Genomic DNA, 26,921 nt, shown 5'->3' with positions numbered 1-26,921 from the left:
CTTGACATAGGGCTCTCAGAGGGAACCATCGAGGCCGAGGCGCCTGCACACCAGCAGCACTGCCTCGGCGAACGGGTTGTCGGCGGTCCGCTCGCGCAAGGCGGCCCAGTCGAGTTGTTCGCGCACCGCCCGCAGTACGGGCAGCAGCGGAGCGAGGTCGCAGTGGTGTTCATGCAGGGAGCGCAGCTTCTGTACGACGATCTCGGTGGGCGGAAGCACGGGCATCGACACCGCGAGCACGTCCCGGGTCTGCGCCCGATCGAGCAGGGCGCGGTCGACCGGCACGTGGTTGATCCGATGCAGGACGTCGACGAGGTCGGGTCCCGCCGCGGTGGGCGCGACCTTGAACAGCCAACGTTCGGGTGGACGACGGACGTCGAAACCCGCTCCGGTCAGCACAGCCACCGCTGCGTCGACGTCCTGTTCGGCGACGACGAAGTCCACATCGTGGGAGGGTTCCGGCGCTCCGAAGGACCAGAGGGCATAGCTACCGGCCAACGCGAAGGGAAGGCCCTGCGAGGTGAAGGTCGACGCGACGCGCCGCAACGCGTTGCGCAGCTCGTCGTGCGATGCCATGTGCGTGTCGTGGGTCGCCTGGTGATACGAATCATCGCGCGCCTCGCGAAGCGAATCATGGTGCTTGGACACGTGGACACCGCCGGTGGTCGACTGCAGCATGGGCAAGATGGGTAGGAGATACCCATGAAGTTGGTGACGTTCAACATCCTGCACGGACGCACCCCTGGCGACGACGTCGACCTGGGGCGATTCGCGCAGTGTGTCGCCGACCTGGATGCCGACATCCTTGCGCTGCAGGAGGTCGACGCCGTGCAGCCGCGGTCGGGAATGGCCGACCTCACCGCACTCGCCGCCGAGGCCATGGGAGCGCGCAGCCACCAGTTCGTCGCGGCGATCGCGGGCACCCCGGGCGCGACGTGGATCGCCGCCACCGGCGAGGAACAACCCGGTACGGCCGCCTACGGCGTCGCGCTGCTGTCGCGGTACCCCGCGCTGAACTGGCAGGTGGTTCGGCTGCCCCGGATCCCGTTCCGTTTCCCGATGTATCTTGGTGCACCGGGGCGGGTGCAGGTCGTCGACGAGGAACCTCGAGCAGCGGTGATCGGTCAGCTCGACACTCCGGTCGGTCCACTTTCGGTGGTCAACACGCACCTGTCGTTCGTGCCGGGATGGAACCGTCACCAGCTCCGACGGCTGATGCGTGACGTGCGGGTCCTGCCGGGGCCGCATCTGGTGACCGGCGATCTGAACATGGGTGTCGACTCCGCGCAACGCTGGTCGGGGCTGCGTTCACTGGCCTCGGCGGCCACCTTTCCGGCCGAGGCGCCGACGACGCAGCTCGACCACGTCCTCACCGACGATCCGAACCTCGTGACCGTCAGCTGTGCGGCACCTCGGCAACCGATCTCCGATCATCGCCCGCTGGTGGTGCAGTTGCGTCACCGAGACGCGTGAGCTCGCGCCGTCGAGACGCCTGAGCGGGGGACTTTCGTCCCTGCGCAGCAGGACCGTGGACCCCTCGCCGGTGCCGCGTGCGCCGGTAGCGTGGAATCGGATGCGGCGACGATGCCGCCGGCGCGAGGTGAGGAGCACACGACGATGTCCGAGCAACCTTCGGGGTCCCACCAACCAGCGACGCTCAACCAATCGGCACCACTGGGCATCGTCGTCGCCGTCGACGGTTCTCCCGAGTCGAGGGTCGCCGTCGACTGGGCGGCCCGCGATGCCGCGATGCGGCGGGTCCCGCTGACGCTGGCGCACGTACTGCCGGGTGCTGCCATGCAGTCCTGGATCCAGGCCCCGCTGCCTGCCGAGTACTTCGAGGACGAGAAGAACGCCGCGCGCGACATCCTGCGCGACGCCCTCAACGTCGTGGAGGCCGCCACGGTGGGCGCCGAACTGTTCTGCGTCAACCAGAAAGTGCTCTCGGGTCAGCCGACCGCGGCGCTGGCCGACCTGACCAAAGACGCCGAGATGATCGTCGTCGGCCGAAGGGGGATCGGCAAGGTCGGGCGGCTGCTGCTCGGTTCGGTCAGCGCCGGGCTGACCCAGCATGCGCACTGCCCGGTCGCGGTGATCCACGACGAGGACCCGCTGATCCCGCACCCCGCACAGGCGCCCGTCGTGGTCGGCATCGACGGCTCACCGGCGTCCGAGCACGCCACCGCCATCGCCTTCGACGAGGCGTCACGTCGCGGTGTCGACCTCGTTGCCGTGCACACCTGGAGCGACGCCGGTTACGAGCTGCCCGACGAGGGCTGGTCGGAGATCCAGCCGGAGGAAGACTGCCTGTTGTCCGAGCGGCTGGCGGGTTACCGCGAGCGCTATCCCGATGTGTCGATCCGGCGGGTGCTGCGTCCGGACCGGCCTGCCCACGCGTTGCTCGAGGAAGCCGAGCACGCGCAGCTTCTGGTGGTCGGCAGCCACGGTCGCGGCGGCTTCGCCGGCATGCTGCTCGGCTCGGTGGGCTCACAGGTGGTGCAGTCCGCCCGCATCCCTGTCATCGTCGCCAGGCGCTCCTGACGCGCGACCGCGGCCGAAGGCGGGGCACGGTCAGCCGGCTTCGGACGCCCGGGCGTAGCGGCTGACGTGGTGGTCGGTCGAGCCGAACTCGAACTGCAGCGCGGTCAACCGCTTGAAATAGTGCCCGATCGCGAGTTCTTCGGTCATCCCCATGCCGCCGTGCAGCTGAACGGCCTGCTGACCGACGAACTGCGCGGCCCGGCCGACGGTCACCTTCGCCGCCGACACCGCGCGAGTGCGGGTCGCGTCGTCGGCGTCCAGCTTGAGGATGGCCAGTAACGCTGCCGCTGCGGCCTGCTCGACGTGCATGTACATGTCCACCATGCGGTGCTGGAGCACTTGGAAGCTGCCGATCGGCTGCCCGAACTGCTGGCGTTGCTTGCAGTATTCGACGGTGTCGGCGAGGACCTTACGCATGCACCCGACCGCCTCGGCGCACACCGCCGCCGCGCCCTCGTCGCGGGCCCGGGTCAGCCAGGGCCAGGCGACGCCCTCCCCGCCGACAAGGGAGCCGGACGGCAGACGAACACCTTCGAAAGCGATGTCGGAGGCGCGCCGGTCGTCGACGGTGCGGTAGTGGTGCAGGGTCAATCCCGGCGCCGAAGACCCCACATCGACCAGGAACAGCGATATCCCGTCGGCGTCGGTGCGGGCACCGGAGGTCCGCGCGGTCACGAGTACGTGGCCGGCCAGCGGGGTGCTCGCTGAGACGATCTTGGTACCGCGGAGCACCCAGTCGTCTCCGTCGCGCTCGGCCACGGTCGTCACGTCGCGCCAGTTCTCGCCGGAGGTCGGCTCGGTGGCGGCGACCGTGACGATCGCAGTGCCCGAGGCGATCTTCTCCACCAGGCCGGCGGCGGCCGCCCCGCCGGCGCGCCGGAGCAGGCCGGCGGCGACGACGGCGGTGTCGACGTACGGTTCGATGACGAGCGCATGACCCAGCGCTTCGGCGATGAGCATCATCTCGACGGGGCCACCGCCGATGCCGCCGTACTCCTCGGGCAACGCGGCACCCAGGATGCCCAGCTCCTCGGCGAACGCCCGCCAGATGTCGGGCTGCCAGCCCAGGCCCGTCTTGGCGGCCGCGCGGCTCTTCTCCAGGTCGTAGCGGGTGGCCAGGAACCTGGTCAGCCCGTCGCGGAGCAGTTCCTGCTCGTCGTTGAGTGTGAAGTCCATCTAGAGTCCCAATGCCGCTTTCGCCAGGATGTTGCGTTGAATCTCGTTGCTGCCGGCGTAGATCGAGCCGGCGCGGTCGTTGAAGTACCGCAGGGGAGCGACGGCCTGCCAGGGCTCGCCGCTGACGTAGTCGTGCTGCGGGGGCGTGAAGTCGGCGATCGGGCCACCCGGGCATGTCGCGTGTGGTTGGTAGACGCGTCCCCGCGGGCCGGCGGCCTCCATCGCGAGCTCGGTGAGCGCCTGGCTCAGTTCAGTGGACAGCACCTTGAGCATCGACGACTTCGCGCCGGGGTTCCCGCCCGCGGCGACCACGGCAAGCACCTGGTATTCGAGGATCTCGAGCACCTCGGTACGGATCCGCAGCTCGGCCAGCTTGTGCGCGAAGGAGGGGTCATCGAGAAGCCGCCCGCCGCCCGGGCCGGGTTGTCGGGCCGACACCGTGGCGATGTCCTCAGCCATCACCTGCAGAGCCGGGGCCGTCGCACCCCCACCGCGCTCGAACTCCAGCAGATACTTCGCCACCGTCCAACCGTCGTCGACGTCGCCGATGACGTTGGCCTTGGGGACCCGCACGTCGTCGAAGAACACCTGGTTCTGGACTTCTTCGCCTGACGTCATCACCAGCGGACGAATTTCGATCCCAGGAGTGGACATGTCGACGAGCACGAAGGTGATACCGCGTTGCTTCTTGTCGCTGCGGCTGGTGCGCACGAGCGCAAACATCCAATTGGCTTCCCGCGCATGAGTGGTCCAGATCTTGCTGCCCGTGCAGACCAGGTGGTCACCGTCGTCGCGGGCGGCCATCGACAGCGCCGCCAGGTCCGATCCCGCCTCCGGTTCGGAGTAGCCCTGGCAGAAGAACACCTCGCCCGTGAGAATGCGGGGCAGGAAGAAGTCCTTCTGTTCGTCGGTGCCGAACTTGATGATCGCGTGGGCCACCATGCGGATGCCCATGGGTGACAGCGACGGTGCTCCGGCGAGCTGCGACTCGCGGCTGAAAATGTAGTGCTGGGTCAGGCTCCAGTCGCAGCCACCGTGAGCGACCGGCCAGGCCGGTGCGGCCCAGCCCCGTTCGTGCAGGATGCGCTGCCACTCCATGCTGGCGTCATGGTCGGCGTACACGCTGGTCATCAGCTGCCCGGCGCGTCGAAGCTCGGGCGTCAGCTTCTCGGCGAGAAAGGTGCGCACCTCGTCACGGAACGCGAGATCGGCGGCCGACCACTCCAGATCCATCGAATCCCCTTTTCGTGTATGGGCTCCCCGACAGAGTAAACCTAGTTAGTTAAGTTACGGAACTGGGGTGAGTGGTGGCCGGAGTTCGGCGGCTCCGGACCGCCCGATGGTGCTGACCCGCCGGTGGCTGTCGGCCGCCCTACGGCGCGGCCCCGCGCGTGGCCCTCGGTTGCCCTACCGTGCTGACCCGCGCGTGGCTGTCAGTCGCCTTCACGGCGCGGACCCGCGCGTGGCTGTCGGTCGCCTTCACGGCGCGGACCCGTCCACGGCGTGCGGTGGTAGGTTGTTCGTGTTGCCACAGTCCGTGATGGCAAATCCCCTCATTACCCATCACGGCTGTGGCGACCCCGCGTCAGTGCGATCGCATGTTTGCTCATCGCCGGAGGTAGCGGTGGTCGTGTTCACGGAGGGGCGTTTAGTGGCAAATATGAGGCACATAACCGTGGACGACGGGTTCGGCTGGGACGACGAAGTCGATGTCATCTGCACCGACACAGCTCCCGGCGGTCTGGCCACCGCCATTGCCGCCGCACGGGCGGGTGGAGCGGTGATGCTGGCCAGCGCGGAGTTGCCCGCGTCCGAAACCGACTGGTTCGGCTCGCATCAGCTCGACGACCCGACCGCCACCTACCTCCACGAGTTGACCGCCGACATCGAGCTCGAGTCGTTGCCTCGGCCGTCGGTCGATCTCCCGGTTCGACTCGCGAGTCCACTCCCGCACGCAGACGAAGGCAGGAAGCGCCGGATCGACACCTTCGACGGTGCTCACCTGCGCGACTGGGCGATGCAGTGCATCCCTGCGCGTACCGGATACCTCTACACGCGAGTCACAGGCTGGGACACCGCGGCGTGGCAATCCGGCGACGGCAGTCGGCTGGCTGTCAGCGAGATCGGTGCGATGTCACCCGATGTCGATGATGTCGGAGGTTCGGTGTCGAGCTGGCTCACTGCCGCAGCCGAGGACGCAGGCGTCTCCTTCGACCGGTCCACTGTTCTGCAGAGGCTGGTCTTCGATGACGGGGTCGTTGTCGGTGCAGAATTCGACACCGCGGAAGGGGCCCTGACGGTACGGGCCCGACACGGTGTGCTGCTGTGTCGGGCGGTAGAGCCGCTCGCGTCACCGACACTGCCGCAGGGCGCGGAGGTGCGGGTGGCCCTGGTCGGTCGGCTCGCCAGCCGCTTCGGTCGCGTGGAGCTGCTGACCGCAGACCCGGCGGTCGCCGCGGCGGCGGGAGCCTGCGTGCAGCTCAGCGGCTCCGCACGTCATCGCGGAGCGTGATCGCGGTCCTCAGGCGGAGAACTTGATTGCCAGACGGCCTTTGGAAAGCAGCGATTCCAGTGCTGCGCCCGCGATCGGGCGCGAGAGCAGGAAGCCCTGCGCGCGATGGCAGCCGTGGCGCAGCAGCGTCAGCGCCGCGGCTTCGGTTTCGACGCCTTCGGCCACCAACTCCAACCCGAACGCTTCGGCCAAGGCGATGATCGCGCGCACGATGGCGAGATCGCCGGGATCAGAACCCAGTTCGCGGACGAAACCGCGGTCGATCTTGAGCGTGTCCACCGGCAGTGACTTCAGATGGGAGAAGGCGCTGTAGCCGGTTCCGAAGTCGTCGATGGCGATCTGCACACCGGCGGCCTTCAGCGCTGCCAGCGTGATCCGCGTGGTTTCGATGTCCTGGACCACCACATTCTCGGTGATCTCCAGACAGACCGATCCCCGAGCGAGACCGAATTCTTCGAGGATGCCGGCGACCGATTCCACGAAGCCGTCGATCACCAATTGCACCGGAGAGACGTTGATGCGCATGACGATGTTCTTCCCGAGCCCACGCGACTGCCACGCCGCGAAATCCGCACATGCCGAACGCATCACCCACCGGCCGAGTTCACCGGCGAGATTGATGGACTCCGCGACACCGATGAACGCATCAGGTGCCAGCAATCCGCGGGTGGGGTGCTGCCAACGCACGAGAGCTTCGGCGGCCAGGATCTCGCCGGTGCGCATGTCGACTTCGGGAAGGTAATGCAGTAACAGCGCCCCGCTTTCGATGACGTTCTGCAGGTGCAACTCGATGTCGTTGCGGAACTCGTTCTTCATCGCCATGTCATCGGTGAACACCGCGACCTTGTTGCCACCGGAGTTCTTGGCGGTCAGCACCGCCTGGTCGGCGCGACGCAGCAGGTCCGACGTCGTGTCGACGCCCGGCGTGCCCTGTGCCACACCGATACTCACGGTGCGGGTGAGTACCTCGCCGTCGATCGAGACCTGTTCGCGCAGCGCGGACTGCAGCTGATGAGCCAAAGCGGTGGCAGCGGCTTCGTCCATCGCTGCGCGGGGCACCACGACGAACTCGTCGCCGCCCAACCGGGCGATCAGGTTCTCCCCGTCACCGGATCGGCGAAGGCGCTCGGCCAGCACGCGGATGAACCAGTCGCCCGCGGTGTGCCCGAGGTAATCGTTGATCGCCTTCAGCCGGTCCAGATCGAAGAACAGCGTCGAGACCGGACCCGGCTGGCCGGCCGTAAGTCGTTCGTCCAGGTGTGACAGCAGGGCGCGCCGGTTGTGCAGACCGGTCAGGTCGTCGTGTTCGGCGAGGTAACGAAGCCGCTCTTCGGCCAGTACCCGGGCCTGAACCTGGGCGAACAGCGACGCGATCGTCTCCAGCGCGTTGAGTTCGTCGGTGCTCCACTCCCGGTCGCCGAATTTGATGAACCCGAGGGCGCCAGTGGTGACATTGCCCGACAGCAGGGGTGCGGCGGCCATCGACGTCGCGGGCACCGCGCGACTCTCCTCGATCCGCCGCTGGTAGTCATCGGTGGCTGGTTCTGGACGCAGCACCACCGGCTTCTTGGCGTTCTCCGACACCGCGAACACCGGATCGGCGTCGGCGAAGTAGACGATCTCCAGCGGGTCGGGGTCAGGAATGTTCGGCCGGATCGGCCACTCGGCGATCAGTCTGGAGGCCCTGATCTTGTGGTCGTTGTAGCGAAGGAAGCTGACGTCGACGCCGAGGTAGGACACCAGATCGGCCAGCACACGTTGGCTGACCTCGACGGAGGTGGTCGCATTGGCGGCCATCAACTGGGTTGCCACCGATTTGACCATCAGGTCGAGGCTGCGCGGTGTGCCGTTCATGGACATTGTGCAGTCAGGATAAGCCCGGTGCCGTGTGAACGAGCGGTCGCCTGCGGCTACGGACCGAGGCGGGCGGTGCGGTGACGAGTCGCAGGGCCAGGATCTGGGTCTCGCCGTCGGCCGCAGTCGTCAAGTGACGAAACCGTTGCTGCAACTCGGCCAGTTGGCCGGCGAATTCCGGTGAGAGACCGTGAAGGTCGGCGCCGTCGTGTGCGTAGAGGAAGGCGGGGGAGACGGGTTGGACCGCCAGGCCGTGGTGTTGTGCGGTCAACCAGACCGCTTCGGCCGCCGCTCCGCCGTGCGCATAGCCGGTCAGTGACGGATCGCTGCCGATGATCACCGCCAGTGACGAGCTGTTCACTATCCGGTCGCGGGTGTCGGCGCCGAGCCTGGAACCGGCTCCCCAGGATGCCAGCAGCTCCATGACCTCGGTGCGCCTGAGGATGTCGAGCGTCGCGAAATCGGCTGGACTCAGTTCGAGGCTGCGCACATCAATGCCGGTGTCGGGGGATTCATCGCCGGGCCAACGCAATTCGGAAGTCATCTCGCGGTGCAGTTGGGTGGTCAGGTAGCGGATGCGGTCGGCGCCGGACAGCACCTCGCCCGCCGCGTCGAGGTCGGTGCGATCGGTCAGCAACACCAGGCGGGCACCTTCGCGGTGTGCGGCGGTGCTGAGAGCCTCGGCGATGGTGTCGGTCAAGGGCGTTGGGGTGCCTCGGTGCCGGTTGGTCTCCCGTCTCTCGAGAAGCGGGTACAGCGCCGCGAGCTCGGGGTCGGCGTCGGCGCCGCCCAGGTCGATCACCGCGGTGAGCGGAGAGGCGGTCTGGTGTTCGGCGAGGTGCACGTCGCCGAGGACACCGCGAGCGGCGGCGGCCACGCGGGCATTGAAGGTCGCGGCGCCGACGGCGACGGCGCTGCCGCGAAGGTTGACGTCCATCAGCGTGGTGCGCTCGGGAGTGAGGTGGATCGTCACCGTTGCGGCACCGGTCTCGATGCGCCACGGCTGCGCGTTGCCCCCCGACGGTGCCTGATTGGCGGCCAGCGCCACCGCGTGAACCGCGTCGCGGGCGTGCGCCGGTCCCGGTTCGTCCGCCTCGGCCGGTGCGGCTGGTGTGTTGCGGGGATCGACCAGCTCTTCCATGAAGGTCGACATGTCCACACGTACCCGTCCGGACGGAAGGCGCTCACCCAGACCGATTCTGCGTACCGCCTCGGCGACTGCGGATGCGCCGATCAGCACGTCACCGGCGAGCTGCGGCCAGGTCGCCAGCGTCTGGCCGACCTCGACCAGGGACGCTGCGGCGCGTGGTGACAGACTCGCGCCCTCGATGATCCGCAGCACGTGCGGGACCTTGTCCTTGTTGTCCAGCCCGGCCAGGGTGGCGGCGTCGAGTCCTCCGAGCAGCCCGTGGAACACAGGTCGGTCGGGTTCGGAGTCGAAGCGTTCGACGTCGACGAGACCGCGGTCGCTGGTGGCCATCACCACCGGCAACCGGTGCCGGCGTGCGGCTTCCCGGACCAGCGCCTTGACATCGAGGGAGTCGCACTCCTCGACCACGACGTCGAGCCCCTCGAGGAATCCATCGATGCTGTCTGCGGTCACCCCGCGATCATGTACGCGCACAGCGACATAGGGGTCGATCTCGGCGACCCTGCGAGCGGCCACCGTGGCTTTGTTCACGCCGAGGTCGAAAACCGTTGCCGGCACCCGGTTGAGGTTCGACAACTCCAGCTCGTCGAAGTCGGCCAGTCGCAACTCCCCACACAACCCCTGCATCGCCAGCGTGTGAGCGATGGCATGGCCGACGCTGAGCCCGATGATTCCGATCCGCAGTGAGGACAGGTGCTGTTGCTCCGCGATGGTGATCAGGTCGCGGTTGCGGTCGGTCCGGGTTCGCAGATAGGACCGGGGGCCCAGGACGGAGACGAGCGTCCGCCGCCACGGGTAGTAGGCCCAGCGCCGGGGTTCGTCGACGAACTCCAGCCCCGGTGTCGGCAGCAGCTCCGCCAGTGTCCGTGCCTGTTCGGCCACGGTGTCGACGACGGTGACGGTGGGATCGCTGCGCAGGAAGTCGATCAGAGCGCCGTCGTCGGGCAGGGTCGGGTCGAAGACCACGGCGCTGTTCGCATCGCGATGCCGCTCGTGGAATCCAGCAGCATCGGTCCCATGCGTAGCAGAAGGCTCAGACGTCACAACGCATCATCATGCACCGCGGCGAGTGCGGGCTCTGCAGGCCACGCCCGTTGGAGGTCCAGGACCTCGGTGATGATCTTCGAGACCTGCGTGGGTTCGGCGTGTCGAATGAAGGTGTTGCGGTCCCACCACATCATCTTGGTCTGGTAGCGCGAGTCGGGGTACGGCGTGGCCGGAATGGATGCGACCACCCCGCCGGAGGAGCGCCACTTGTCGAGTACGTGCGCCGCCGATGTGGCCATGCAGAATTGCAGCTCCAGCGCGGCCATGGCATGGAAGGCGGTCCGTGCGAGCACTCGGGTGACACGTCGACTCTTGTCCGCGTCGTCGGTGACGAATGCCGTCTTCATCTCGAGTACCCCGAACGGCACGCGGTCGTCGATCATCTTGCGCACCGAGGCCAGGCCCGGCTGCCCCGCCCATTCGACGACGGCATGGGAATCGTCAGCACCGGTGAGAGGGCCGATCGCACGAACTCCGCCGATCACGCGCCCGGTCCGGTCGAGAGCGGCCCAGAACAGCGCGGTGTCATGGCCGTCGCTGATCTCGTCGATGTCCAATGCGCTCTGCACACCGTGCTTGCGGTAGCTTCGATCGGCACCGCGGAGGTATTCGTGCCAGAGTTCGGGATCAGCGGACGGATGCGACATCACCAACGTGCAATCGGCGTCGGCGTCCCACCAACTGTGGGTGGCCACGGCCTGACCGAGGGGGCGATCAGCGACTTGAAGAACGGTATTCGGCATGTTTTTCCCGTCTTGAGTGACCGGCGCATCAAAGCTGGGTCATCGATGACTGGCCATGAGTAACCGGTTTTGTTTGAATACGGCAGGATAAGTATGTCGCCTCGCGCCGCAAATTCCAGCTAGTGTGACTAGATTTTCCAGGGCCGCGACCGCTGGTTATCCAAGATCCTGGTAGAGCAGTACCCGAACGCCAACTTTGGCAACCTCTTTATTTGCAGTGTGAACTGGTTGAGGCGCTACAATTCTATTTCAGCGAACCCGGCTGCCACGGTGATTCACCTTTTGGCAGCGTTTTCTGCAAATGCATGTAAAGCGACGCTAACTTCGCATCGCGACGCTGTTATTCCGAAACGTCGGTCGCGCCGAGGGTTGATCATGTCCGCGCGTGCGGCACGATGACTTGTCCGGTAATGCGTTCGCTGGTTTGTGTCGGGCAACCGCGCGCCGACGCGGTGCACACTGCGCCGGCGTCGGCTGAGCCGACTGGGCTGAGGTGTCGGCTGAGCCGACTGGGTTGATGTGTCGGCTGAGTCGACTGGGTTGATGTGTCGGCACAGCCGACCGGGCCGATGTGGCCGGGGCGCCGCGCGGCTGTGGCACTGTGTAACGGCGCACGGGTACTCGCCGTGCACGTCCCGTTCCGACGTCGAAGGAGACGCCGTGCAGAAGTTCAATGGACTATCGGAGTTGGCTGCCGCAGAGGGCGCAGAACTCGGGCCCACCGAATGGTTGGAGATCACCGAGGATCGTGTCGACCTCTTCGCCGACGCCACCGAGGATCATCAATGGATTCACGTCGATCCCGAGCGGGCCGCCAATGGCCCCTTCGGCGGGACGATCGCGCACGGATTGTTGACGCTGTCGCTGCTGCCCCACTTCACGCATCAGCTGTACACCGTCGACAACATCGCGATGGCCATCAACTACGGCTACAACAAGGTCCGGTTCATCACTCCGGTGCGGGTCGGAGCCAGGCTGCGCGCCCGCGCGGTGATCGCCTCGGTCGCCCAACTCGACAATGCCGTGCAGGCGACGCTGAACACGACTGTCGAGATCGAGGGTGCCGAGAAGCCCGCTGCCGTCGCGGAGTCGATTGTGCGCTTCCTGGGCTGAGCACCTCCGACATGTGTCAGTAACCGTTGACGTACGTCAAAAACGCTCGTAGATTGCGTGACGACGTGAGGAGCGACGGTGGATCAGGCACACCAGCAGGTCGCCGTGATCGGCGCGGGGATCAGCGGTTTGACGGCCGGCAAGATGCTCAAGGATTACGGCGTCGCCTACACCACGTTCGAGACCTCCGACCGCATCGGGGGGAACTGGGCATTCGCGAATCCCAACGGGCACAGCAGCGCCTACCGGTCGCTGCACATCGACACCTCGAAGCATCGCCTGTCGTTCAAGGACTTTCCGATGCCCGAGCATTACCCGTCGTTTCCGCACCACACGCAGATCAAGGCCTACCTCGACGACTACGCCGACGCCTTCGGGTTGTCCGAGCACATCGAGTTCGAAAACGGTGTCGTACACGCCGAACCCGATACCGGCGGCGGGTGGCGCCTGGTCGACCGGGCGGGCGCGCAGCGTCACTTCGACCTGCTGGTCGTCGCCAACGGGCATCACTGGGACCCGCGGCTGCCCGACTTCCCGGGTACCTTCGCCGGCGGGTCGATGCATTCCCATTCCTACGTCGACCCGACGGCGCCGCTGCATCTGCGCGGAAAACGGATCCTCGTGGTCGGCATCGGCAACAGCGCCGCCGACATCACCGTCGAACTGTCGTCGAAGGCGCTGGACAATCACGTCACGCTGTCGACGAGGTCCAGCGCGTGGATCGTGCCCAAGTACATCGCGGGCCGTCCCGGCGACACGTTGTTCCGGACCTCGCCGCATGTTCCGCTGTCCTGGCAGCGCAAGGCAATACAGCTGATCGCTCCGATGTTGGGCACCGACCCGACGATGTACGGGCTGCCGCCGGCCGATCACAAGCTCTTCGAGGCGCATCCGACGCAGTCGGTCGAACTACCGTTGCGGCTCGGTTCGGGCGACGTGGTGCCCAAGCCGAACGTCGCTCGCCTCGACGGTGACACCGTGCACTTCGTCGACGAGACCAGCGACGTGTTCGACGTCATCATCTACGCCACCGGTTACAACATCACGTTTCCGTTCTTCGACCCGCAGTTCATCAGCGCGCCGGGCAACCAGCTGCGGCTCTACAAGCGGATGTTCAAGCCAGGTGTCGATAACCTGGTGTTCATGGGCTTCGCGCAGGCGGTCCCGACGCTGTTCCCGTTCGTCGAGTGCCAGGCGCGCCTGCTCGCCGCGTACGCCGTCGGGCAGTACGCGTTGCCCTCCGTGAACCAGATGGAGCGGGTGATCGACGCCGACCAGCAACTGCATGCCGGACACTGCACCGACCGGCCGCGCCACACCCAGCAGGTCGACTACTTCGTCTACGAGCACGATCTGCGTTGCCGCGAGATCCCGGCCGGGCGGGAGCGCGCCCGGCGGCCGGCGCGGGTCGGGTCATGATCCCGGTCGAGGTCGACTTCGTCAGCGGTGGCGACGTCTGCAGCGCATGGCATTTCGCCGGTGAGGGGGGAGATTCCGTCCGCAGGCCGGTGGTGGTCATGGCGCACGGGTTCGGCGGGACGAAGGATTCCGGCCTCGCGCCGTTCGCCGCACGGATCGCCGGGGCGGGAGCGGACGTGTTGGCGTTCGACTACCGGGGTTTCGGCGCCTCGCAGGGCCGGCCCCGACAGTCGCTGTCGGTTCGTCGCCAGATCGCCGATTATCACGCCGCCGTCGATGCCGCCGCCGCGCTACCCGGTGTGGACCCGAGCAAGGTGGTGCTGTGGGGCGCGTCGTTCTCCGGCGGCCACGTCCTGCGCGTGGCTGCGGAGCGCGACGACGTCGGCGCGGTCATCGCGATGACCCCGTTGACCAGCGGGATGGCGGTCAGCCGAGCGGCGATGAAGTCGCGCGATCTGACCACCTCCCTGCGCTGGACCCTGACCGGGATCCGGAGCAAGGTGTCGGTCACCCGAGGTGGAGCCCCGACCATGATGCCGCTGGTGTCACCCGTGGGTGGGGGCGGGGCGCTGGCGTTGGACGGAGCTGACGAGAGCTACCGTGCGATGGCCGGCCCCACCTGGCGCAACGAAATCGACTGCTCGGTGGGGCTCGAGGTGTTCGGTGTTCGAACGGCTGCGGCGGCCAAGCGGTTACGGTGCCCGCTGCTGGTACAGATCGCCGATTTCGACTCCTACGTCCCGGCCGACGCGGTGGCTGCCACGGCGGCACACGGTCGAGCACAGGTCCATCACTATCCCTGCGACCACTTCGACGTGTGGCCCGGCCACGACTGGTTCGAAAAGGCCGTCGGTGACCAGATCGCGTTCCTGCTCCGGACCGTTGCTGCTCAGTAGTGCGTCGAACCCTGGTCGACGGGTATCGCGCTGGCAGTCACGTACTTGGACTCGTCACTGGCCAGCCAGCACACCGCATCTGCGACGTCCTCGGGTTGCACGGCCCACGTCGGCAAGAACGGGGTCATCATGTTGGCCAGCTGGGGATTGGTGTCCATCGCCGCACCCAGCGCCGTCACCATGTCGCCGGTGGCCATGGCGGTGAGGACCGGGCCGGGGTGGACGCTGTTGACCCGGATCGAATGCCGTCCGAGTTCGGCGGCGAAGGCGCGCGCCATCCCCGTCACCGCGTGCTTGCTGGCGGTGTAGTGGATCATGAACGGCTGCAGCTTGATTCCGGCAGCCGAGCTGATCAGGATGACCGACCCGCCGCGACCGCCGGCGATGATCTTGTCGGCGCCGGCCATGACCGTGTTCCACGTGCCCGTGACGTTGATGTCCATCACGTCGCGGAAGTCCTTGGGGCTTATCGTGTCCCATGCCTGCGGCGCGGTCACCCCGGCATTGGCCACGATGACGTCGAGGCGGCCGAGTGCGGCGACGCCCGCTTCGACGGCCTGGTTCAGGCCGTCGGCGTCGCGGGTGTCGACGGCCGAGGCCACGATGCGTCGGCCCGTCGCCTCCACGAGCCGGACGGTGTCGGCGAGATCGTCGGGGGTCGCGGGATCGTAGGGGACGCAGTCCGGCAGCGGACCGGCGATGTCGACGGCGATGATGTCGGCGCCCTCGCTCGCCATCCGGACGGCGTGGGCGCGGCCCTGGCCCCGGGCTGCGCCGGTGACGAACGCGACCCGGTCCTCCAGGCGCCGGTTCACCGGGCGTCTCGCTGCGCCGCCTTGACGAGGTTGGATCCGACGATGAGCCGTTGGATCTCGCTGGTGCCTTCGTAGAGGCGAAGCAGCCGCACCTCGCGGTAGATCCGTTCGACGGGAACGCCCCGCATGTATCCGGCACCGCCGTGCACCTGAACCGCGAGATCCGCCACCTCGCCGGCCATTTCGGTGCAGAACAACTTGGCCGCCGACGGAGCGACCCGGCGGTCCTCGCCGGTCAGCCAGAGCCGCGCCGCCTCGCGCACCATCGCCCGACCAGCCATCACCCCGGCCTGCTGATCGGCCAGCATCGCCTGGACCAGTTGGAAGTCACCGATCGGGGTGCCGCCCTGCGTCGCGGTGGCCGCGTAGGCGACCGACTCGTCGAGCGCGCGTTGGGCGGCGCCCACGGCCAGCGCCGCGATGTGGATGCGCCCGCGGGCCAGCGAGGTCATCGCCGCCCGGTAACCGTGGTCTTCGCTGCCGCCGATCAGCGCCTCATCGCCGACCCGGACGTCGGTGAGGTTCACGTCGGCCGTCCAGGCGCCCTCCTGACCCATCTTCGCGTCCTTGACGCCGACCTCGACTCCGGCATTGTCGGCGGGCACCAGGAACACCGCGATACCCGGTCCTGCGTCGTCGGCGGGGCGGGTGCGGGCGAACACGATGAACAGGTCGGCGACCGGTGCGTTGGTGATGTACTGCTTGGCCCCGTCGATCACCCACGACGCGCCGTCGCGAACTGCCTTGGTCTTCAATCCGGAGGGGTTGGAGCCGGCGCCCGGCTCGGTCAGCGCGAAGGACGCGACCACCTCGCCCGAGGCGATGCGTTCCAGCCATCGGCTCTTCTGCTCGTCGGTGCCGAATCCGACGAGCACCTGGCCGGCGATGCCGTTGTTGGTGCCGAACATCGATCGCAGCGCCAGGGAGGTGTAACCGAGTTCCATGGCCAGTTCGACGTCCTGGCCGATGTGCAGGCCGAGGCCGCCCCACTGCTGCGGAATCGCATAGCCGAACAACCCCATCTTCATGGCCTGGTCGCGCAGATCGTCGGGCACCCGGTCCTCGGCAAGGATCTCCTGCTCGCGGGGCACGACCGCGGTGCGGACGAAGTGCCGAGTCTGGCCCAGGATGTCCTGGAAGTCGTCGTCACTGACTTCGGCGGTAGTCATCGGTGTTCGCTCTCCTCGGTGGCCTGCGTCTCGAATATCGTATATGAAATATGATAACGTCCGAGGGTGTCGGGAGACGAACAGAGGGTTGGTGACAGACGTGCCATTGCTGACGGGAAAGACCGCGGTGATCACCGGAGGGGCGCAGGGGCTGGGATTCGCGATCGCCCAGTGCTTCGTCGCCGAGGGGGCCCGCGTGGTGCTGGGTGACGTCAACGGCGAGGCCACTCGGACGGCGGCCACACAACTGGGTGGTGAGTCCGTTGCCCGGGCCGTTCAGTGCGATGTGACCAGCGCCGCCGAGGTGGAGGCCCTCGTGGCTGCCGCAGTCGACGGTTTCGGCGGGTTGGACATCATGGTCAACAACGCGGGAATCACGCGCGACGCCACGATGCGCAAGATGACCGAGGAGCAGTTCGACCAGGTCATCGCGGTCCATCTGAAGGGGACGTGGAACGGTCTGCGCGCTGCGGGCGCGGTGATGCGCGACGCCAAGAGCGGAGCGATCGTGAACATGTCGTCCATCTCCGGCAAGGTGGGCATGGTCGGGCAGACCAACTATTCGGCAGCCAAGGCGGGCATCGTCGGGATGACCAAGGCGGCGTCCAAGGAACTGGCCTACCTCGGCGTGCGCGTCAACGCGATACAACCGGGTCTGATCCGTTCGGCAATGACAGAGGCCATGCCGCAACGGATCTGGGACTCCAAGGTGGCCGAGGTGCCGATGGGCCGGGCCGGCGAGCCCGAAGAAGTAGCCAGGGTCGCGCTGTTCCTGGCCTCCGATCTGTCCTCGTACATGACCGGCACGGTTCTCGAGGTCACCGGCGGGCGACACCTGTGACGGTGGACGCGGTCATCTGCGAGCCGGTGCGCACGCCGATCGGCCGTTACAACGGGATGTTCACGAGCCTGACGGCCGTCGACCTGGGTGTCACCGCGCTGCAGGGCCTGCTCTCCCGCACCGGTGTGGCGCCCGATGCGGTCGAGGACGTCATCGTCGGGCACTGTTATCCGAGTATGGAGGCGCCGGCGATCGGTCGGGTGATCGCCCTGGACGCCGGACTGCCGGTGAGTGTGCCGGGCATGCAGATCGACCGCCGCTGCGGGTCGGGACTGCAGGCGGTGATCCAGGCCTGCCTGCAGGTGGCGAGCGGAGCCAACGAGCTCGTCGTCGCCGGCGGCGCCGAATCGATGAGCAATGTGGTGTTCCACTCCACCGACATGCGCTGGGGCGGTGCTCGTGGCGGCATCACCGTGCACGACGCGCTGGCGCGCGGCCGCACCACCGCAGGCGGCAAGAATTACCCGGTGCCCGGCGGCATGCTCGAGACCGCCGAGAACCTGCGACGCGAGTACGGCATTCCGCGCGAAGAACAGGACGAACTCGCCGTGCTGTCGCACCGGCGGGCAGTCGCAGCCCAGAAGACGGGGCAGCTCGCGGGGGCCATCATCCCGGTGACGGTGTCGACCCGCGCCGGGCAGGAGGTGATCGACACCGACGAGCATCCCCGCGCCGACACCACCGTGGAAGCACTGGGCAAACTCAAACCGGTTCTCGGCAAGAGCGATCCGGAGGCGACGGTGACCGCGGGCAACTCCAGCGGACAGAACGACGCTGCGTCGATGTGCCTGGTGACCACTCCGGCGAAGGCCGCGGAGCTGGGACTCACTCCACTGGTTCGGCTGGTCTCCTGGGCGGTCGCGGGGGTGGCGCCGCACCTGATGGGCATCGGTCCGGTACCGGCCACCGAGGCAGCGCTAGGCAAGGCCGGGCTCACGCTGGCCGACATGGACCTCATCGAGCTCAACGAGGCGTTCGCCGCTCAGGCACTGGCCTGCCTGCGGGAATGGAAGTTCGGCGACGCCGATCTGGAGCGCACCAACGTGCACGGGTCGGGCATTTCGCTGGGCCACCCGGTCGGAGCCACCGGTGGGCGGATGCTCGCAACGCTGGCGCGCGAACTGCACCGTCGCGGTGGCCGTTTCGGCCTGGAAACGATGTGCATCGGCGGCGGCCAGGGGCTGGCCGCGGTGTTCGAGACCGTCACCGCGAAAGGGGCGTAGCCATGACCAAACTGGCCCAGACGCTCGGCCTGACCGAGTTCCAGACCGAAATCGTCGCCACCGTGCGGCAGTTCGTCGACAAGGAGATCATTCCCAGCGCACAGGAACTCGAGCACGCCGACGAGTACCCGCGGGCCATCGTCGACGCGATGAAGGAGATGGGCCTGTTCGGGCTGATGATCCCCGAAGAGTTCGGTGGGCTGGGGGAATCGCTGCTGACCTACGCGCTGTGCGTCGAGGAACTCGCACGCGGCTGGATGAGCGTGTCAGGCGTGATCAACACCCACTTCATCGTCGCCTACATGATTCGTCAACACGGCACCGACGAACAGAAGCGCTACCACCTGCCCAAGATGGCCACTGGAGAGTCCCGCGGCGCGTTCTCGATGTCCGAACCCGAACTCGGCTCCGATGTCGCGGCGATCCGGACCCGGGCGAGGAACAACGGCGACGGCACCTACACCATCGACGGCCAGAAGATGTGGCTGACCAATGGTGGGAGCTCCACGTTGGTGGCGGCGCTGGTTCGCACCGACGAGGGCGCCGACAAGCCCCACCGCAACCTGACCGCGTTCCTGGTCGAAAAGCCCAGTGGTTTCGGTGAAGTGGCGCCGGGACTGGTCATCCCCGGGAAGCTCGACAAACTGGGCTACAAGGGGATCGACACCACGGAGCTGATCTTCGACGGCTATCAGGCCGACGCCACGGATGTTCTCGGCGAGGCGCCCGGTCAGGGGTTCTTCCAGATGATGGACGGTGTCGAGGTCGGCCGGGTGAACGTCTCGGCGCGCGCCTGCGGCGTGGGTATCCGCGCTTTCGAGCTCGCCGTACGGTATGCCCAGCAGCGCAGCACCTTCGGCAAGCCGATCGCCGAGCACCAGGCCATCGCGTTCCAGCTCGCCGAGATGGCGACCAAAGTCGAGGCAGCCCATCTGATGATGGTCAACGCGGCCCGCATGAAGGACTCCGGGGAACGCAACGATGTGGCGGCCGGTATGGCGAAGTACTTCGCCAGCGAGGTGTGTGCCGAGGTCACTCAGCAGAGTTTCCGGATCCATGGCGGCTACGGCTACTCCAAGGAGTACGAGATCGAGCGGCTCATGCGCGACGCGCCGTTCCTGCTGATCGGCGAGGGCACCAGCGAGATCCAGAAGAACATCATCAGCAAGCGGTTGCTCGCGGACTACCGGGTGTGACGGGATGAGCGTCCCCGATTTCGCCGTGCGTCCGCAGCTTGCCGAGGATGTTGCACGCTTTGTCCGTCGGCGGATCTTCGACGGGTTCTACGCAGCCGGGGCCTACGTGCGTCTGGACCAGCTCGCCGCGGAGCTGGGTGTCAGCGTCACCCCGGTGCGCGAGGCGCTGTTCGAACTCAAGGCAGAAGGGTTGCTCGAGCAGCAACCCCGCCGCGGTTTCGTGGTGCGTCCGGTGACGCACCGCGACGTCACCGACGTGTCGAACGTGCAGGCCTACCTCGGCGGGGAACTGACGGCCAGGGCGGCGCTCGGTATCACGGAAGCCCAGTTGCGCGAGCTCGAGCAGATCCAGAACGAGTTGGAGCGTGCCTACGCCGCCGACGACGGGGAACGCGCGGTACGGCTGAACCACGAGTTCCACCGGGCGATCAACGTGGCCGCAGATTCGCCGAAGCTGGCCCAACTGATGTCGCAAATCACCCGCTACGCGCCGGAATCGCTGTTTCCCGCCATCAGTGGGTGGCCCGAGAAGTCCAACGCCCACCACCGCCACATCCTGTCCGCGCTCCGCGCTCGCGACGAGTCTGCGGCGCGCAGCGCGATGTCGGAGCATCTGGCCGCCGGAGCCGAGCCGTTGATCGCCCACCTGACCCGCCGCGGCGTGATCGAGTGATGTCGGTGTCGCCGCCCACCCGCACGGTCGCGGCGCGATGACCGAGGAGGGGAAAGCGTCGATGCGGGTCCTCGACGGGTTACGGGTGCTGGATTTCGGCCGCTTCATCGCCGCGCCGTGGTGTTCGGCCCTGTTGGCCGACATGGGCGCCGACGTCATCCGCGTCGAGAAGCGGGACGGTGGGGAAGATCGGTGGGTGCAGTCGGTCACCGAGACCGGCGAAGGCGCAACCTTTCTGCAGTGCAATCGCAACAAGCGCTCGCTGACGCTGGACACCACGACCGACGAGGGCAGGACGGTAACCCGTCGGCTGGTGGCCGGCGCCGACATGGTCATCGCCAACATGCCTGCCGCGAGCATGCGGGCCAGTGGGCTGGATTACGACTCGCTGCGCGCGGTCAAGCCGGACATCATCCTGGCCAGCGCCACCGCTTACGGCGAGGGCGGTCCTTACAGCGACCGCATCGGGTTCGACGGGGCAGGACAAGTCATGTCGGGGGCGACCTACCGTCAGGGGCTGCCGGACCGACCCATTCGCACGGTGGTCCCGTACGCCGACTTCGGCACGGCGCTGACGATGACCATCGGCGTGATGATGGCGCTGTATCACCGCGACCGCACCGGGGTGGGTCAGCATGTCGAAGGAGCATTGCTACCCACCGCGCTGATGCTGTCCAACGCCTTCCTGATCGAACGTGACCTGCTGGGAACCGACAAGCCCCGCATGGCCAACCAGGGCACGTCCGTGGCGCCCTGCGATCTGTATCCCACCCGCGACGGCGGGTGGGTACTTCTGCAGGTGGCCGGTCAGCCCATGTTCAGGCGGTGGTGCCGGTTGGTCGGGCGCCCCGAACTCGCCGATGACCCCAGGTTCGCCGACGACGACCTGCGGTGGCGTCACGGTGACGAACTCAACGACATCATGAGTCGGTGGTGCGCGGACAAGACCAAGGCCGAGGTCCTCGGACTGCTCGAGTCGGCGAAGCTGCCGGCCGCGCCGATGCACTCCACCGCCGATGTCCTCGACGACCCGCACGTCGCGGCGATGGGATACCTCAAGCGGGTCGACTTCCCCGGCGCCGCGCACGACGTGCCGATCATCGAGACGCCGTTCCGGCTCTCGCAGACCCCGGGTGAGATCCGCAGGCGTGCACCCCTGCTGGGGGAGCACTCCGACGAGGTGCTCCGCGAGGCGGGCTATTCCGACGCCGACATCGCCGGCCTGCGCACCCGCCAGGTCATCTGAGCAGAAGCATCGCCCGCAACCGGGCCGCGTCGACCTTTCCGGTTGCCCCGCGGGGCACCCCATCCTCGTCGTCGAGCAGCGTCCACACCGTGGGCACCTTGAAGGTGCTGAGCACCGCCCTGGCTGCGGCGCGCAGGTCCGCGACGGTCGTCGGTGCGTCGCACACGACGGCGGCGCCGACCCGCCCACCGGCCGGGCCCGCGACGTTGGTCACGAACGCCGCGCGGACACCGGGCAGGCCGCGCAACGCCCGCTCGACCTCGCTCGGATACACCGTGGCTCCGCTGACCTTGAACATGTCGTCCGCCCGGCCGTCGAAGAACAGGAAGCCGTCGGCGTCGAGGTGGCCGAGATCGCCGGTGGGGTAATAACCGTCGGGCGTGAAGACGTCGGTCCTGCTGCGCCGGCAGATGCCCCGCATCACGTGGGGTCCCCGGATCTGGATCATCCCGGATTCGCCGGTGGCCACCGGCGTGCCGGTGTCGGGGTCGACTACCCGCACCGTCATCCCGTCGAACGGCTTTCCACAGCTGCCCCAGGCGGATTCGGGCATGTCGGTGTCGGCCGGGTAGCCACAGTACGGGCCGAACGACTCGGTCATTCCGAACAGCCGGGCCCTGGACCCCGGCCGGGAGCGCTCGCCTGCGGGAAGCAGCGCGTCGAGGCTGCCGGGCTTCAACGCGCTGAGGTCGGCTGTCGCCGCGCCGGCCAGGTCGCGGTGTCGGGCCAACGCCTCGGCCTGGTCCGGCCAGCCGCGGAACAGCGTCACCCGTTCGGCGGCCAGCAACCGCAACGTCGAATCCGGTTCGGGCACCGCCTCGGTCACCAGGGTGGCGCCCGCTACCAGCGCCGACAACAGGCCGCCGGCGAATCCGCCGACCCAGAAGAACGGCATCGGCAGGTACAGCCGGGTGTCGGCGTCCACGCAGCGGGCCGCCAGGCCTGACCGCACCGCATCGACGGCGTTGCCGTGCGAGTGCCGGACCCCCTTGGGGGCGCCGCTGCTGCCCGAGGTGAACAGGATGGCCAGCGGGTCGGCCGGGCGCACGGTCCGCGCCAGCACGTCCGCGACCCGGTGTGCGGGCGCGCCTGTCGTGGCGGGCAGCGCCGCAGCAGAGTGCACGGCCCGCAGCGCGGGCAGCTCGCCGACCGGCGGCAGGTCGTCCAGATAATGCCGCCCCCGGAACTCGTCGACCGCGATCAGGTGCTGCACGGCCGCGGTCCGGAGCGCCGCGCTCAACTCCGGCGCGGTGAACAAGGTGCTCAGCGGAACCAGCACGGCGCCGATCCTGGTCAGCGCGAACGCGATCCGGGCCCAGGAGACGCCGTTGGGCATCAGCAGACCGATCCGGCAGCCCTTGTCGATACCGGCGTCGAGGAACGCGGCGGCCAGTTCGAGGGTCTGGATGTCGAGCTCGCGGTAGGTGAGCCGCTCCCCGGGGTCCACGACGGCGTCCTTGGCGGGGTGGCGGCGGGCTGCATCGCGCAGCAGGGCGTCGATCGTGTCAGACATCGAACAGCCCTGCCAGTGCGGCGAGATCCACCTTGCCGCTGGAGCGCAACGGGAGGTCGGCGCGCCGGATGATGGCGAACCGGCGCGGGATCTTGTAGCTGGACAGCCGGGTGCGGAGCTCTTCGCGCAGCCGACTCTCATCGACCGGGTGTCCGCCGTCGGTGGCGATCACCGCGGCGACGACCTGACCGCGCTCCGGGTGGTCGAGGCCGAGAACGTGGACGGTGGCTTCGACACCGAGCGCCTCACAGACTTCGGTCAGTGCGTTCTCCACCTCTGAGGGCGCCACATTCGCCCCGGATGTCTTGATCATCGAACCGGCACGCCCGAGGAAGTAGAACAGCCCGTCGTCGTCGCGGCGCACGAGGTCCCCGGTGTGGAACCAGCCGTCGGGGTCGAAGCAGTCCTCGCGACGTCGGCCGTGGTAGCCCTCCATCAGAAACGGCCCTCGAAGCAACAGTTCTCCCGCGGAGGCCTCCGCACCGGTGTCGGGGTCGACGACCCGGGTCTCGAATCCGGGGGCGGGGCATCCGTAGCCACCGCGCCGGGATTCGGGCTGGTCGGACTCGTCTCCGCTGATGAGCACCACGCTGCCGGCCTCGGTCATGCCGAGCATGTTGTGACGCAGCTGTGGATCGGCGGGGCGGACGTCGGGCGACATGATGGGGTACAGGTTGCCGCGCCGCATCGAGCTCAGGTCCCGTGCCGGGAAGCTCGGGTGCCGGGTGAGGTGTGCGATGCCACCGACGAAACCATTGGTGAGGGTTGGCTTCTCGGACTCGATCAGGTCCAGTGTCACCGCCGCGTCGGTGGCCGTGGAGCAGACCAGCGTGGCCCCGGCGACCATGGTGGCCAGCAACCCGAACGCGAACCCGCCGATCCAGAAGAACGGCGAGTTGCAGAACAGGCGGTCCTCACCCTGGAACCGGCGGATCGTGTTGAGGTTGTGTTGATGGGCCAGCAGAGCCTCGTGTGTGTGCACGACGCCCTTGGGGGCGCTGGTGGAGCCCGACGTGTAGATCACCGAGAGCACATCACATCCATCGACGTCGTCTTCGAGCGCCGCCACCGCGGCGTGGTCGCCGCCCGGCATTTCCGACACGTCCTCGGTGAACACGATGTGGCGCAGCGCCGGCACCACCGCGCTCATGATCGGGCCGGGCGCCGGCAGCGCCTCGCCGAGCGCCTCGGTCAGCCGCTGCACGTAGTGGTGCGAACGATGGGACCTTGTCGCCAGCAGCACCGCCACATCGCTGTGGAGGAGCTGGGCCCGCAGTTCCGGAGCGGTGCTGAAGGTCGAGAACGGCACCACCACCGCGCCGATCCGGGCGGCTGCCAGCATCGCGACCACGAACTGTGCCCCGTTGGGGTACAGCAGACCGACGTGGGTGCCCTTGCCGACCCCGAGCGCGATCAGTCGCGCCGCCAACGCCGATGAGCGGGCGGTTGCCTGGGTGTAGCTGAGGCGCTCGTCGTCACACACGAGCAGTGCCTTGTCGCCGAGGCCGGCCCGGGCGTGCAGCAGCGCAGGGATTGTCACTTCAGCCGGGACCATGCGCGTCACACCCGGGCGAGGTGTGACCGTACGGCGGTCAGGTCGGGCTTGCCCGAAGGGGTTCGGGGGAGGGAGTCGACCACCATGATCTCGGTGGGGACCTCGTAACGCGCCAGCCGGGTGTGCAGGAAGTCGATCAGGTCGTCGACGGAGGCGTCGGCTCGTAGTTCGACCAGCGCCACCGGCGTCTCTCCGAGTCGCGGGTCAGGCTGCCCGACCACAGCGGCGCCGGTGACTGCGGGATGCTGCTCCAGCGCCGCGCGCACGTCGTCCGGCATCACCTTGAAGCCGCCCCGGATGATCGCCTGATCGGACCGCCCGAGAATCCACAGGAATCCGTCGGCGTCGATGCGGGCGATGTCGGTGGTGCGCAGCCATCCGGCATCCGGGCCGAACTGCGCAGGGATGACCTCCAGGAGCCCTGGCTCGTCGGGCCCGAGCGGCGCACCGGTGTCGGGGTCGACGACCCGCAGCTGTGCGCCAGGGTTGGCGCGCCCGACACTGCCTCGTTTGGCCTGCCAGTGATCCCGGTGGTCGGCCGGGGTCCAGCCGGCCACGCCACCACCGAATTCCGTTGCCGCGTAGGAGGTCAGCACGGGAATGCCGAATTTCTCGGTGAACGCGTCGGCATCGTCGGCCGACAGCGGTGCGGTTCCCGAGGTGACCGCGCTGACCCCGGCGAGGTCGGCGCGGGTCAGATCCGAGTGCAACACCATCCGCAGTGCGGCCGGGACCAGCGACACTGCGCGGGGCCGGTACTCGCGCACCGCGCGCGCCCACGGGTCCAGTTCGAACCGACGCAACAGCACGAACGGCCGGGCTTCGGCGATGCACAGCAGCACCCGGAACACCCCGCCGACGTGTACCAGCGGAGCGTTGACGATGGCGACGCCGCTGCGCACCCGCGTCGGTGCGTCGGCCTGCTCCGGATCGGCGCCGATGACGCTGCGGGCCAACATGTCGTAGGTCAGGTCGACCCGTTTGGGCGGGCCGGTGGTTCCGCTGGTCAGCATCGACACCGCGACGCCGGGCCGGCCGGGGTCGTCGGGCGCGGTGCCTTCACCGACCTCGGGTGGGGTCTGTAGATCGCTGATGGCGATCCTGGTCGCGGCGGACTCGCCGGCCAGCGCGGTCAGGTCACCGGCCAGGCCGACGAGCACCGGCAGCCGCAACGCCTCGATGTCCGCGCGGGTCCGCTCGTCGCCGCGGCCCGGGTTGATCGCCACCACGGTTCCTCCCGTCGAGAGCACCCCGAGCAGGGCTGCGACGTGGGCGGGCTCGTTGCGCAGCATGATCCCGACCCGGCCCCGGCCGGCCAGTGCCGCCACCCTGCGGGCGAGGGTGGCCACCTCGGCGAAGGTGTGCCACCGGCCGTCGAATTCGAGGGCCCGCGCGGCGGGGTCGAGGTCGAGCACCGCGTCGATGCGTCGCGACAGGGGGTGGCCCATCAGCGGATCCGGGGTGTCGACTTCGGGATGGGCCGCTCGGCGAGTTCGGCCTTGGCGAGCGGGTTGCCCAGCCGGGTGTAGATCAGGCCCTGGTCCATCGCCGCGCGGTAGGGCTTGTCGAGAGATTCCCAGATCGCCTTGACGGTGCCCTGGGTGGCGGTCGGCGGCTTGGTGGCGATGCACGCCGCGATGTCGTGGGCGCGGTCCCAGAGTTGTTGTTCGCCGACCACCTCGGTGACCAGCCCGATGCGCAGCGCGGTCTGCGCGCCGACCCGCTCGTCGTTGCCCATCAGCGCCATCCGCAGCGTGTCGCCGAGCCCGACGCGGCGCATCAGCCCGACCGGCTCGAGCGCCGAGACCAGCCCGGCGCTGACGTGGGAGTCGAAAAACGTCGCACCGTCGGAGCAGATCACCACGTCGGCCTCGTTGACGAAATACAGCGCGCCCGCGGTGCACATGCCCTGCACCGCGCAGACCACCGGCTTCCACATCTTCTGCCACTTCGGGCTGAGCAGCTCGCCGGGATCCTCGTGGTTCCACACGATGTCGGGCTGCCCGTACCTGGACTTGACGTCCAGGCCAGCCGAGAAAGCGCGCTCGCCCGCGGCGCGCAGCACCACCGCGTTGATGCCCTCGTCGGCCTTGATCAGGTGCCAGACCCGCCGCATTTCCTCGCACATCCGGCGGTTGAACGAGTTCAGCGCCTCCGGCCGGTTCAGGGTGACCGTCGCGACCCGGTCTCGGTGGTCCAGGTCGAGCAGTACGGTTTCGAAGTCCTCCATCGGTGAACC

Annotated in this window: 23 protein-coding genes; 11 read left to right on the top strand and 12 right to left on the bottom strand. The window is 68.0% G+C overall.

The annotated features are described in order from the left end of the window. Positions 1–15: 15 nt before the first annotated feature. Positions 16–576, bottom strand: a complete 561-nt coding sequence (locus J3476_RS10415; protein ID WP_207066418.1) for a nucleotidyltransferase — start codon at positions 574–576, stop codon at positions 16–18. 126 nt (positions 577–702) lie between these two features. Between J3476_RS10415 and J3476_RS10410 the strand changes: the two genes are divergently transcribed. Both J3476_RS10410 and J3476_RS10405 read left to right on the top strand, forming a co-directional pair. After that, positions 703–1,473: an endonuclease/exonuclease/phosphatase family protein gene (locus tag J3476_RS10410; RefSeq protein WP_207066410.1), complete on the top strand. Its 771-nt coding sequence runs from the start codon at positions 703–705 to the stop codon at positions 1,471–1,473. 144 nt (positions 1,474–1,617) lie between these two features. Continuing rightward, positions 1,618–2,541, top strand: a complete 924-nt coding sequence (locus J3476_RS10405) for a universal stress protein (protein ID WP_207066409.1) — start codon at positions 1,618–1,620, stop codon at positions 2,539–2,541. A gap of 30 nt (positions 2,542–2,571) precedes the next feature. Here J3476_RS10405 and J3476_RS10400 read toward each other — a convergent pair whose 3' ends face one another. Then, complete coding sequence (locus J3476_RS10400) at positions 2,572–3,717, bottom strand: acyl-CoA dehydrogenase family protein (protein ID WP_207066408.1); 1,146 nt, start codon at positions 3,715–3,717, stop codon at positions 2,572–2,574. Next, entirely contained in the window at positions 3,718–4,950 is a 1,233-nt protein-coding gene (locus tag J3476_RS10395) for an acyl-CoA dehydrogenase family protein (RefSeq protein ID WP_207066407.1), read from the bottom strand. A 427-nt stretch (positions 4,951–5,377) separates the two neighbouring features. Here J3476_RS10395 and J3476_RS10390 point away from each other — a divergent pair, with 427 nt between their 5' ends. After that, on the top strand, positions 5,378–6,229 hold the full coding sequence (locus J3476_RS10390; RefSeq protein WP_207066406.1) for a hypothetical protein: 852 nt from the start codon (positions 5,378–5,380) through the stop codon (positions 6,227–6,229). 9 nt (positions 6,230–6,238) lie between these two features. Here the strand turns inward: J3476_RS10390 and J3476_RS10385 are convergent, their stop codons facing one another. From J3476_RS10385 to J3476_RS10375, 3 genes are read right to left on the bottom strand one after another with little or no spacing between them, the layout of a single operon-like run. Beyond that, positions 6,239–8,089 carry a bifunctional diguanylate cyclase/phosphodiesterase gene (locus J3476_RS10385; RefSeq protein ID WP_207066405.1) on the bottom strand — a complete coding sequence of 617 codons (1,851 nt, stop codon included), beginning with the start codon at positions 8,087–8,089 and terminating at the stop codon, positions 6,239–6,241. A gap of 7 nt (positions 8,090–8,096) precedes the next feature. After that, complete coding sequence (locus tag J3476_RS10380; protein ID WP_207066404.1) at positions 8,097–10,277, bottom strand: Rv1355c family protein; 2,181 nt, start codon at positions 10,275–10,277, stop codon at positions 8,097–8,099. Continuing rightward, entirely contained in the window at positions 10,274–11,023 is a 750-nt protein-coding gene (locus J3476_RS10375) for a hypothetical protein (protein ID WP_207066403.1), read from the bottom strand. The genes J3476_RS10380 and J3476_RS10375 overlap by 4 nt, the downstream gene beginning before the upstream one ends. Positions 11,024–11,683: 660 nt before the next feature. Between J3476_RS10375 and J3476_RS10370 the strand changes: the two genes are divergently transcribed. The 3 genes from J3476_RS10370 to J3476_RS10360 all read left to right on the top strand — a co-directional run bounded on the left by J3476_RS10370 (position 11,684) and on the right by J3476_RS10360 (position 14,451). Further along, a complete protein-coding gene (locus tag J3476_RS10370; RefSeq protein WP_207066402.1) occupies positions 11,684–12,136 on the top strand; it encodes a MaoC family dehydratase in 453 nt (150 codons plus the stop codon). 78 nt (positions 12,137–12,214) lie between these two features. Further along, a complete protein-coding gene (locus tag J3476_RS10365) occupies positions 12,215–13,555 on the top strand; it encodes an NAD(P)/FAD-dependent oxidoreductase (protein WP_207066401.1) in 1,341 nt (446 codons plus the stop codon). Further along, a complete protein-coding gene (locus J3476_RS10360; protein WP_207066400.1) occupies positions 13,552–14,451 on the top strand; it encodes an alpha/beta hydrolase in 900 nt (299 codons plus the stop codon). The genes J3476_RS10365 and J3476_RS10360 overlap by 4 nt, the downstream gene beginning before the upstream one ends. Here the strand turns inward: J3476_RS10360 and J3476_RS10355 are convergent. Together J3476_RS10355 and J3476_RS10350 are read right to left on the bottom strand one after the other, a co-directional pair. Further along, on the bottom strand, positions 14,445–15,266 hold the full coding sequence (locus J3476_RS10355; RefSeq protein ID WP_207066399.1) for a mycofactocin-coupled SDR family oxidoreductase: 822 nt from the start codon (positions 15,264–15,266) through the stop codon (positions 14,445–14,447). The two genes, J3476_RS10360 and J3476_RS10355, sit on opposite strands and share 7 nt — an antisense overlap. Beyond that, complete coding sequence (locus J3476_RS10350; RefSeq protein ID WP_207066398.1) at positions 15,263–16,435, bottom strand: acyl-CoA dehydrogenase family protein; 1,173 nt, start codon at positions 16,433–16,435, stop codon at positions 15,263–15,265. Before J3476_RS10350 ends, J3476_RS10355 begins: the two co-directional genes overlap by 4 nt. Positions 16,436–16,535: 100 nt before the next feature. Here J3476_RS10350 and fabG point away from each other — a divergent pair, with 100 nt between their 5' ends. From fabG to J3476_RS10325, 5 genes are all read left to right on the top strand, one after another. Next, on the top strand, positions 16,536–17,276 hold the full coding sequence (gene fabG / locus J3476_RS10345; RefSeq protein WP_286182865.1) for a 3-oxoacyl-ACP reductase FabG: 741 nt from the start codon (positions 16,536–16,538) through the stop codon (positions 17,274–17,276). Beyond that, positions 17,273–18,499 carry an acetyl-CoA C-acetyltransferase gene (locus J3476_RS10340; protein ID WP_207066396.1) on the top strand — a complete coding sequence of 409 codons (1,227 nt, stop codon included), beginning with the start codon at positions 17,273–17,275 and terminating at the stop codon, positions 18,497–18,499. The genes fabG and J3476_RS10340 overlap by 4 nt, the downstream gene beginning before the upstream one ends. Positions 18,500–18,501: 2 nt before the next feature. After that, the gene (locus tag J3476_RS10335; RefSeq protein WP_207066395.1) at positions 18,502–19,695 is read left to right on the top strand and encodes an acyl-CoA dehydrogenase family protein; all 1,194 of its coding nucleotides are present in this window, start codon (positions 18,502–18,504) and stop codon (positions 19,693–19,695) included. A gap of 4 nt (positions 19,696–19,699) precedes the next feature. Then, positions 19,700–20,368, top strand: a complete 669-nt coding sequence (locus tag J3476_RS10330) for a GntR family transcriptional regulator (protein WP_207066394.1) — start codon at positions 19,700–19,702, stop codon at positions 20,366–20,368. 61 nt (positions 20,369–20,429) lie between these two features. Continuing rightward, positions 20,430–21,614 (top strand): CaiB/BaiF CoA-transferase family protein, encoded by a 1,185-nt coding sequence (locus J3476_RS10325; protein ID WP_207066417.1) that lies wholly within the window; start codon positions 20,430–20,432, stop codon positions 21,612–21,614. On the opposite strand, the gene J3476_RS10320 is transcribed toward J3476_RS10325, so the two are convergent. Genes J3476_RS10320 through J3476_RS10305 form a run of 4 tightly spaced genes read right to left on the bottom strand, consistent with a single transcriptional unit; the run spans position 21,607 to position 26,912 of the window. Then, complete coding sequence (locus J3476_RS10320; RefSeq protein WP_207066393.1) at positions 21,607–23,127, bottom strand: class I adenylate-forming enzyme family protein; 1,521 nt, start codon at positions 23,125–23,127, stop codon at positions 21,607–21,609. The two genes, J3476_RS10325 and J3476_RS10320, sit on opposite strands and share 8 nt — an antisense overlap. Continuing rightward, a complete protein-coding gene (locus J3476_RS10315) occupies positions 23,120–24,682 on the bottom strand; it encodes a class I adenylate-forming enzyme family protein (RefSeq protein WP_207066392.1) in 1,563 nt (520 codons plus the stop codon). The genes J3476_RS10320 and J3476_RS10315 overlap by 8 nt, the downstream gene beginning before the upstream one ends. A 5-nt stretch (positions 24,683–24,687) precedes the next feature. Beyond that, complete coding sequence (locus tag J3476_RS10310; RefSeq protein ID WP_207066391.1) at positions 24,688–26,130, bottom strand: class I adenylate-forming enzyme family protein; 1,443 nt, start codon at positions 26,128–26,130, stop codon at positions 24,688–24,690. Next, positions 26,130–26,912, bottom strand: a complete 783-nt coding sequence (locus tag J3476_RS10305) for an enoyl-CoA hydratase/isomerase family protein (RefSeq protein ID WP_207066390.1) — start codon at positions 26,910–26,912, stop codon at positions 26,130–26,132. The genes J3476_RS10310 and J3476_RS10305 overlap by 1 nt, the downstream gene beginning before the upstream one ends. Positions 26,913–26,921 lie beyond the last annotated feature (9 nt).

The organism is Mycobacterium sp. PO1, assembly GCF_017312405.1.
Lineage (GTDB): Bacteria > Actinomycetota > Actinomycetes > Mycobacteriales > Mycobacteriaceae > Mycobacterium.
Note: the sequence above shows the minus strand (reverse complement) of the source record. Positions and strands in the feature narration are given on the sequence as shown.

Excerpts from the sequence above, each read along its gene's own strand:
- J3476_RS10350 (WP_207066398.1), bottom strand. The coding sequence starts at position 16,435 with ATGACTACCGCCGAAGTCAGTGACGACGACTTCCAGGACATCCTGGGC.
- J3476_RS10400 (WP_207066408.1), bottom strand. The coding sequence starts at position 3,717 with ATGGACTTCACACTCAACGACGAGCAGGAACTGCTCCGCGACGGGCTG.
- J3476_RS10375 (WP_207066403.1), bottom strand. The coding sequence starts at position 11,023 with ATGCCGAATACCGTTCTTCAAGTCGCTGATCGCCCCCTCGGTCAGGCC.
- J3476_RS10360 (WP_207066400.1), top strand. The coding sequence starts at position 13,552 with ATGATCCCGGTCGAGGTCGACTTCGTCAGCGGTGGCGACGTCTGCAGC.
- J3476_RS10315 (WP_207066392.1), bottom strand. The coding sequence starts at position 24,682 with ATGGTCCCGGCTGAAGTGACAATCCCTGCGCTGCTGCACGCCCGGGCC.
- J3476_RS10415 (WP_207066418.1), bottom strand. The coding sequence starts at position 576 with ATGGCATCGCACGACGAGCTGCGCAACGCGTTGCGGCGCGTCGCGTCG.
- J3476_RS10385 (WP_207066405.1), bottom strand. The coding sequence starts at position 8,089 with ATGTCCATGAACGGCACACCGCGCAGCCTCGACCTGATGGTCAAATCG.
- J3476_RS10320 (WP_207066393.1), bottom strand. The coding sequence starts at position 23,127 with ATGTCTGACACGATCGACGCCCTGCTGCGCGATGCAGCCCGCCGCCAC.
- J3476_RS10405 (WP_207066409.1), top strand. The coding sequence starts at position 1,618 with ATGTCCGAGCAACCTTCGGGGTCCCACCAACCAGCGACGCTCAACCAA.
- J3476_RS10395 (WP_207066407.1), bottom strand. The coding sequence starts at position 4,950 with ATGGATCTGGAGTGGTCGGCCGCCGATCTCGCGTTCCGTGACGAGGTG.
- J3476_RS10330 (WP_207066394.1), top strand. The coding sequence starts at position 19,700 with ATGAGCGTCCCCGATTTCGCCGTGCGTCCGCAGCTTGCCGAGGATGTT.
- J3476_RS10325 (WP_207066417.1), top strand. The coding sequence starts at position 20,430 with ATGCGGGTCCTCGACGGGTTACGGGTGCTGGATTTCGGCCGCTTCATC.
- J3476_RS10335 (WP_207066395.1), top strand. The coding sequence starts at position 18,502 with ATGACCAAACTGGCCCAGACGCTCGGCCTGACCGAGTTCCAGACCGAA.
- J3476_RS10390 (WP_207066406.1), top strand. The coding sequence starts at position 5,378 with ATGAGGCACATAACCGTGGACGACGGGTTCGGCTGGGACGACGAAGTC.
- J3476_RS10410 (WP_207066410.1), top strand. The coding sequence starts at position 703 with ATGAAGTTGGTGACGTTCAACATCCTGCACGGACGCACCCCTGGCGAC.
- J3476_RS10310 (WP_207066391.1), bottom strand. The coding sequence starts at position 26,130 with ATGGGCCACCCCCTGTCGCGACGCATCGACGCGGTGCTCGACCTCGAC.
- J3476_RS10305 (WP_207066390.1), bottom strand. The coding sequence starts at position 26,912 with ATGGAGGACTTCGAAACCGTACTGCTCGACCTGGACCACCGAGACCGG.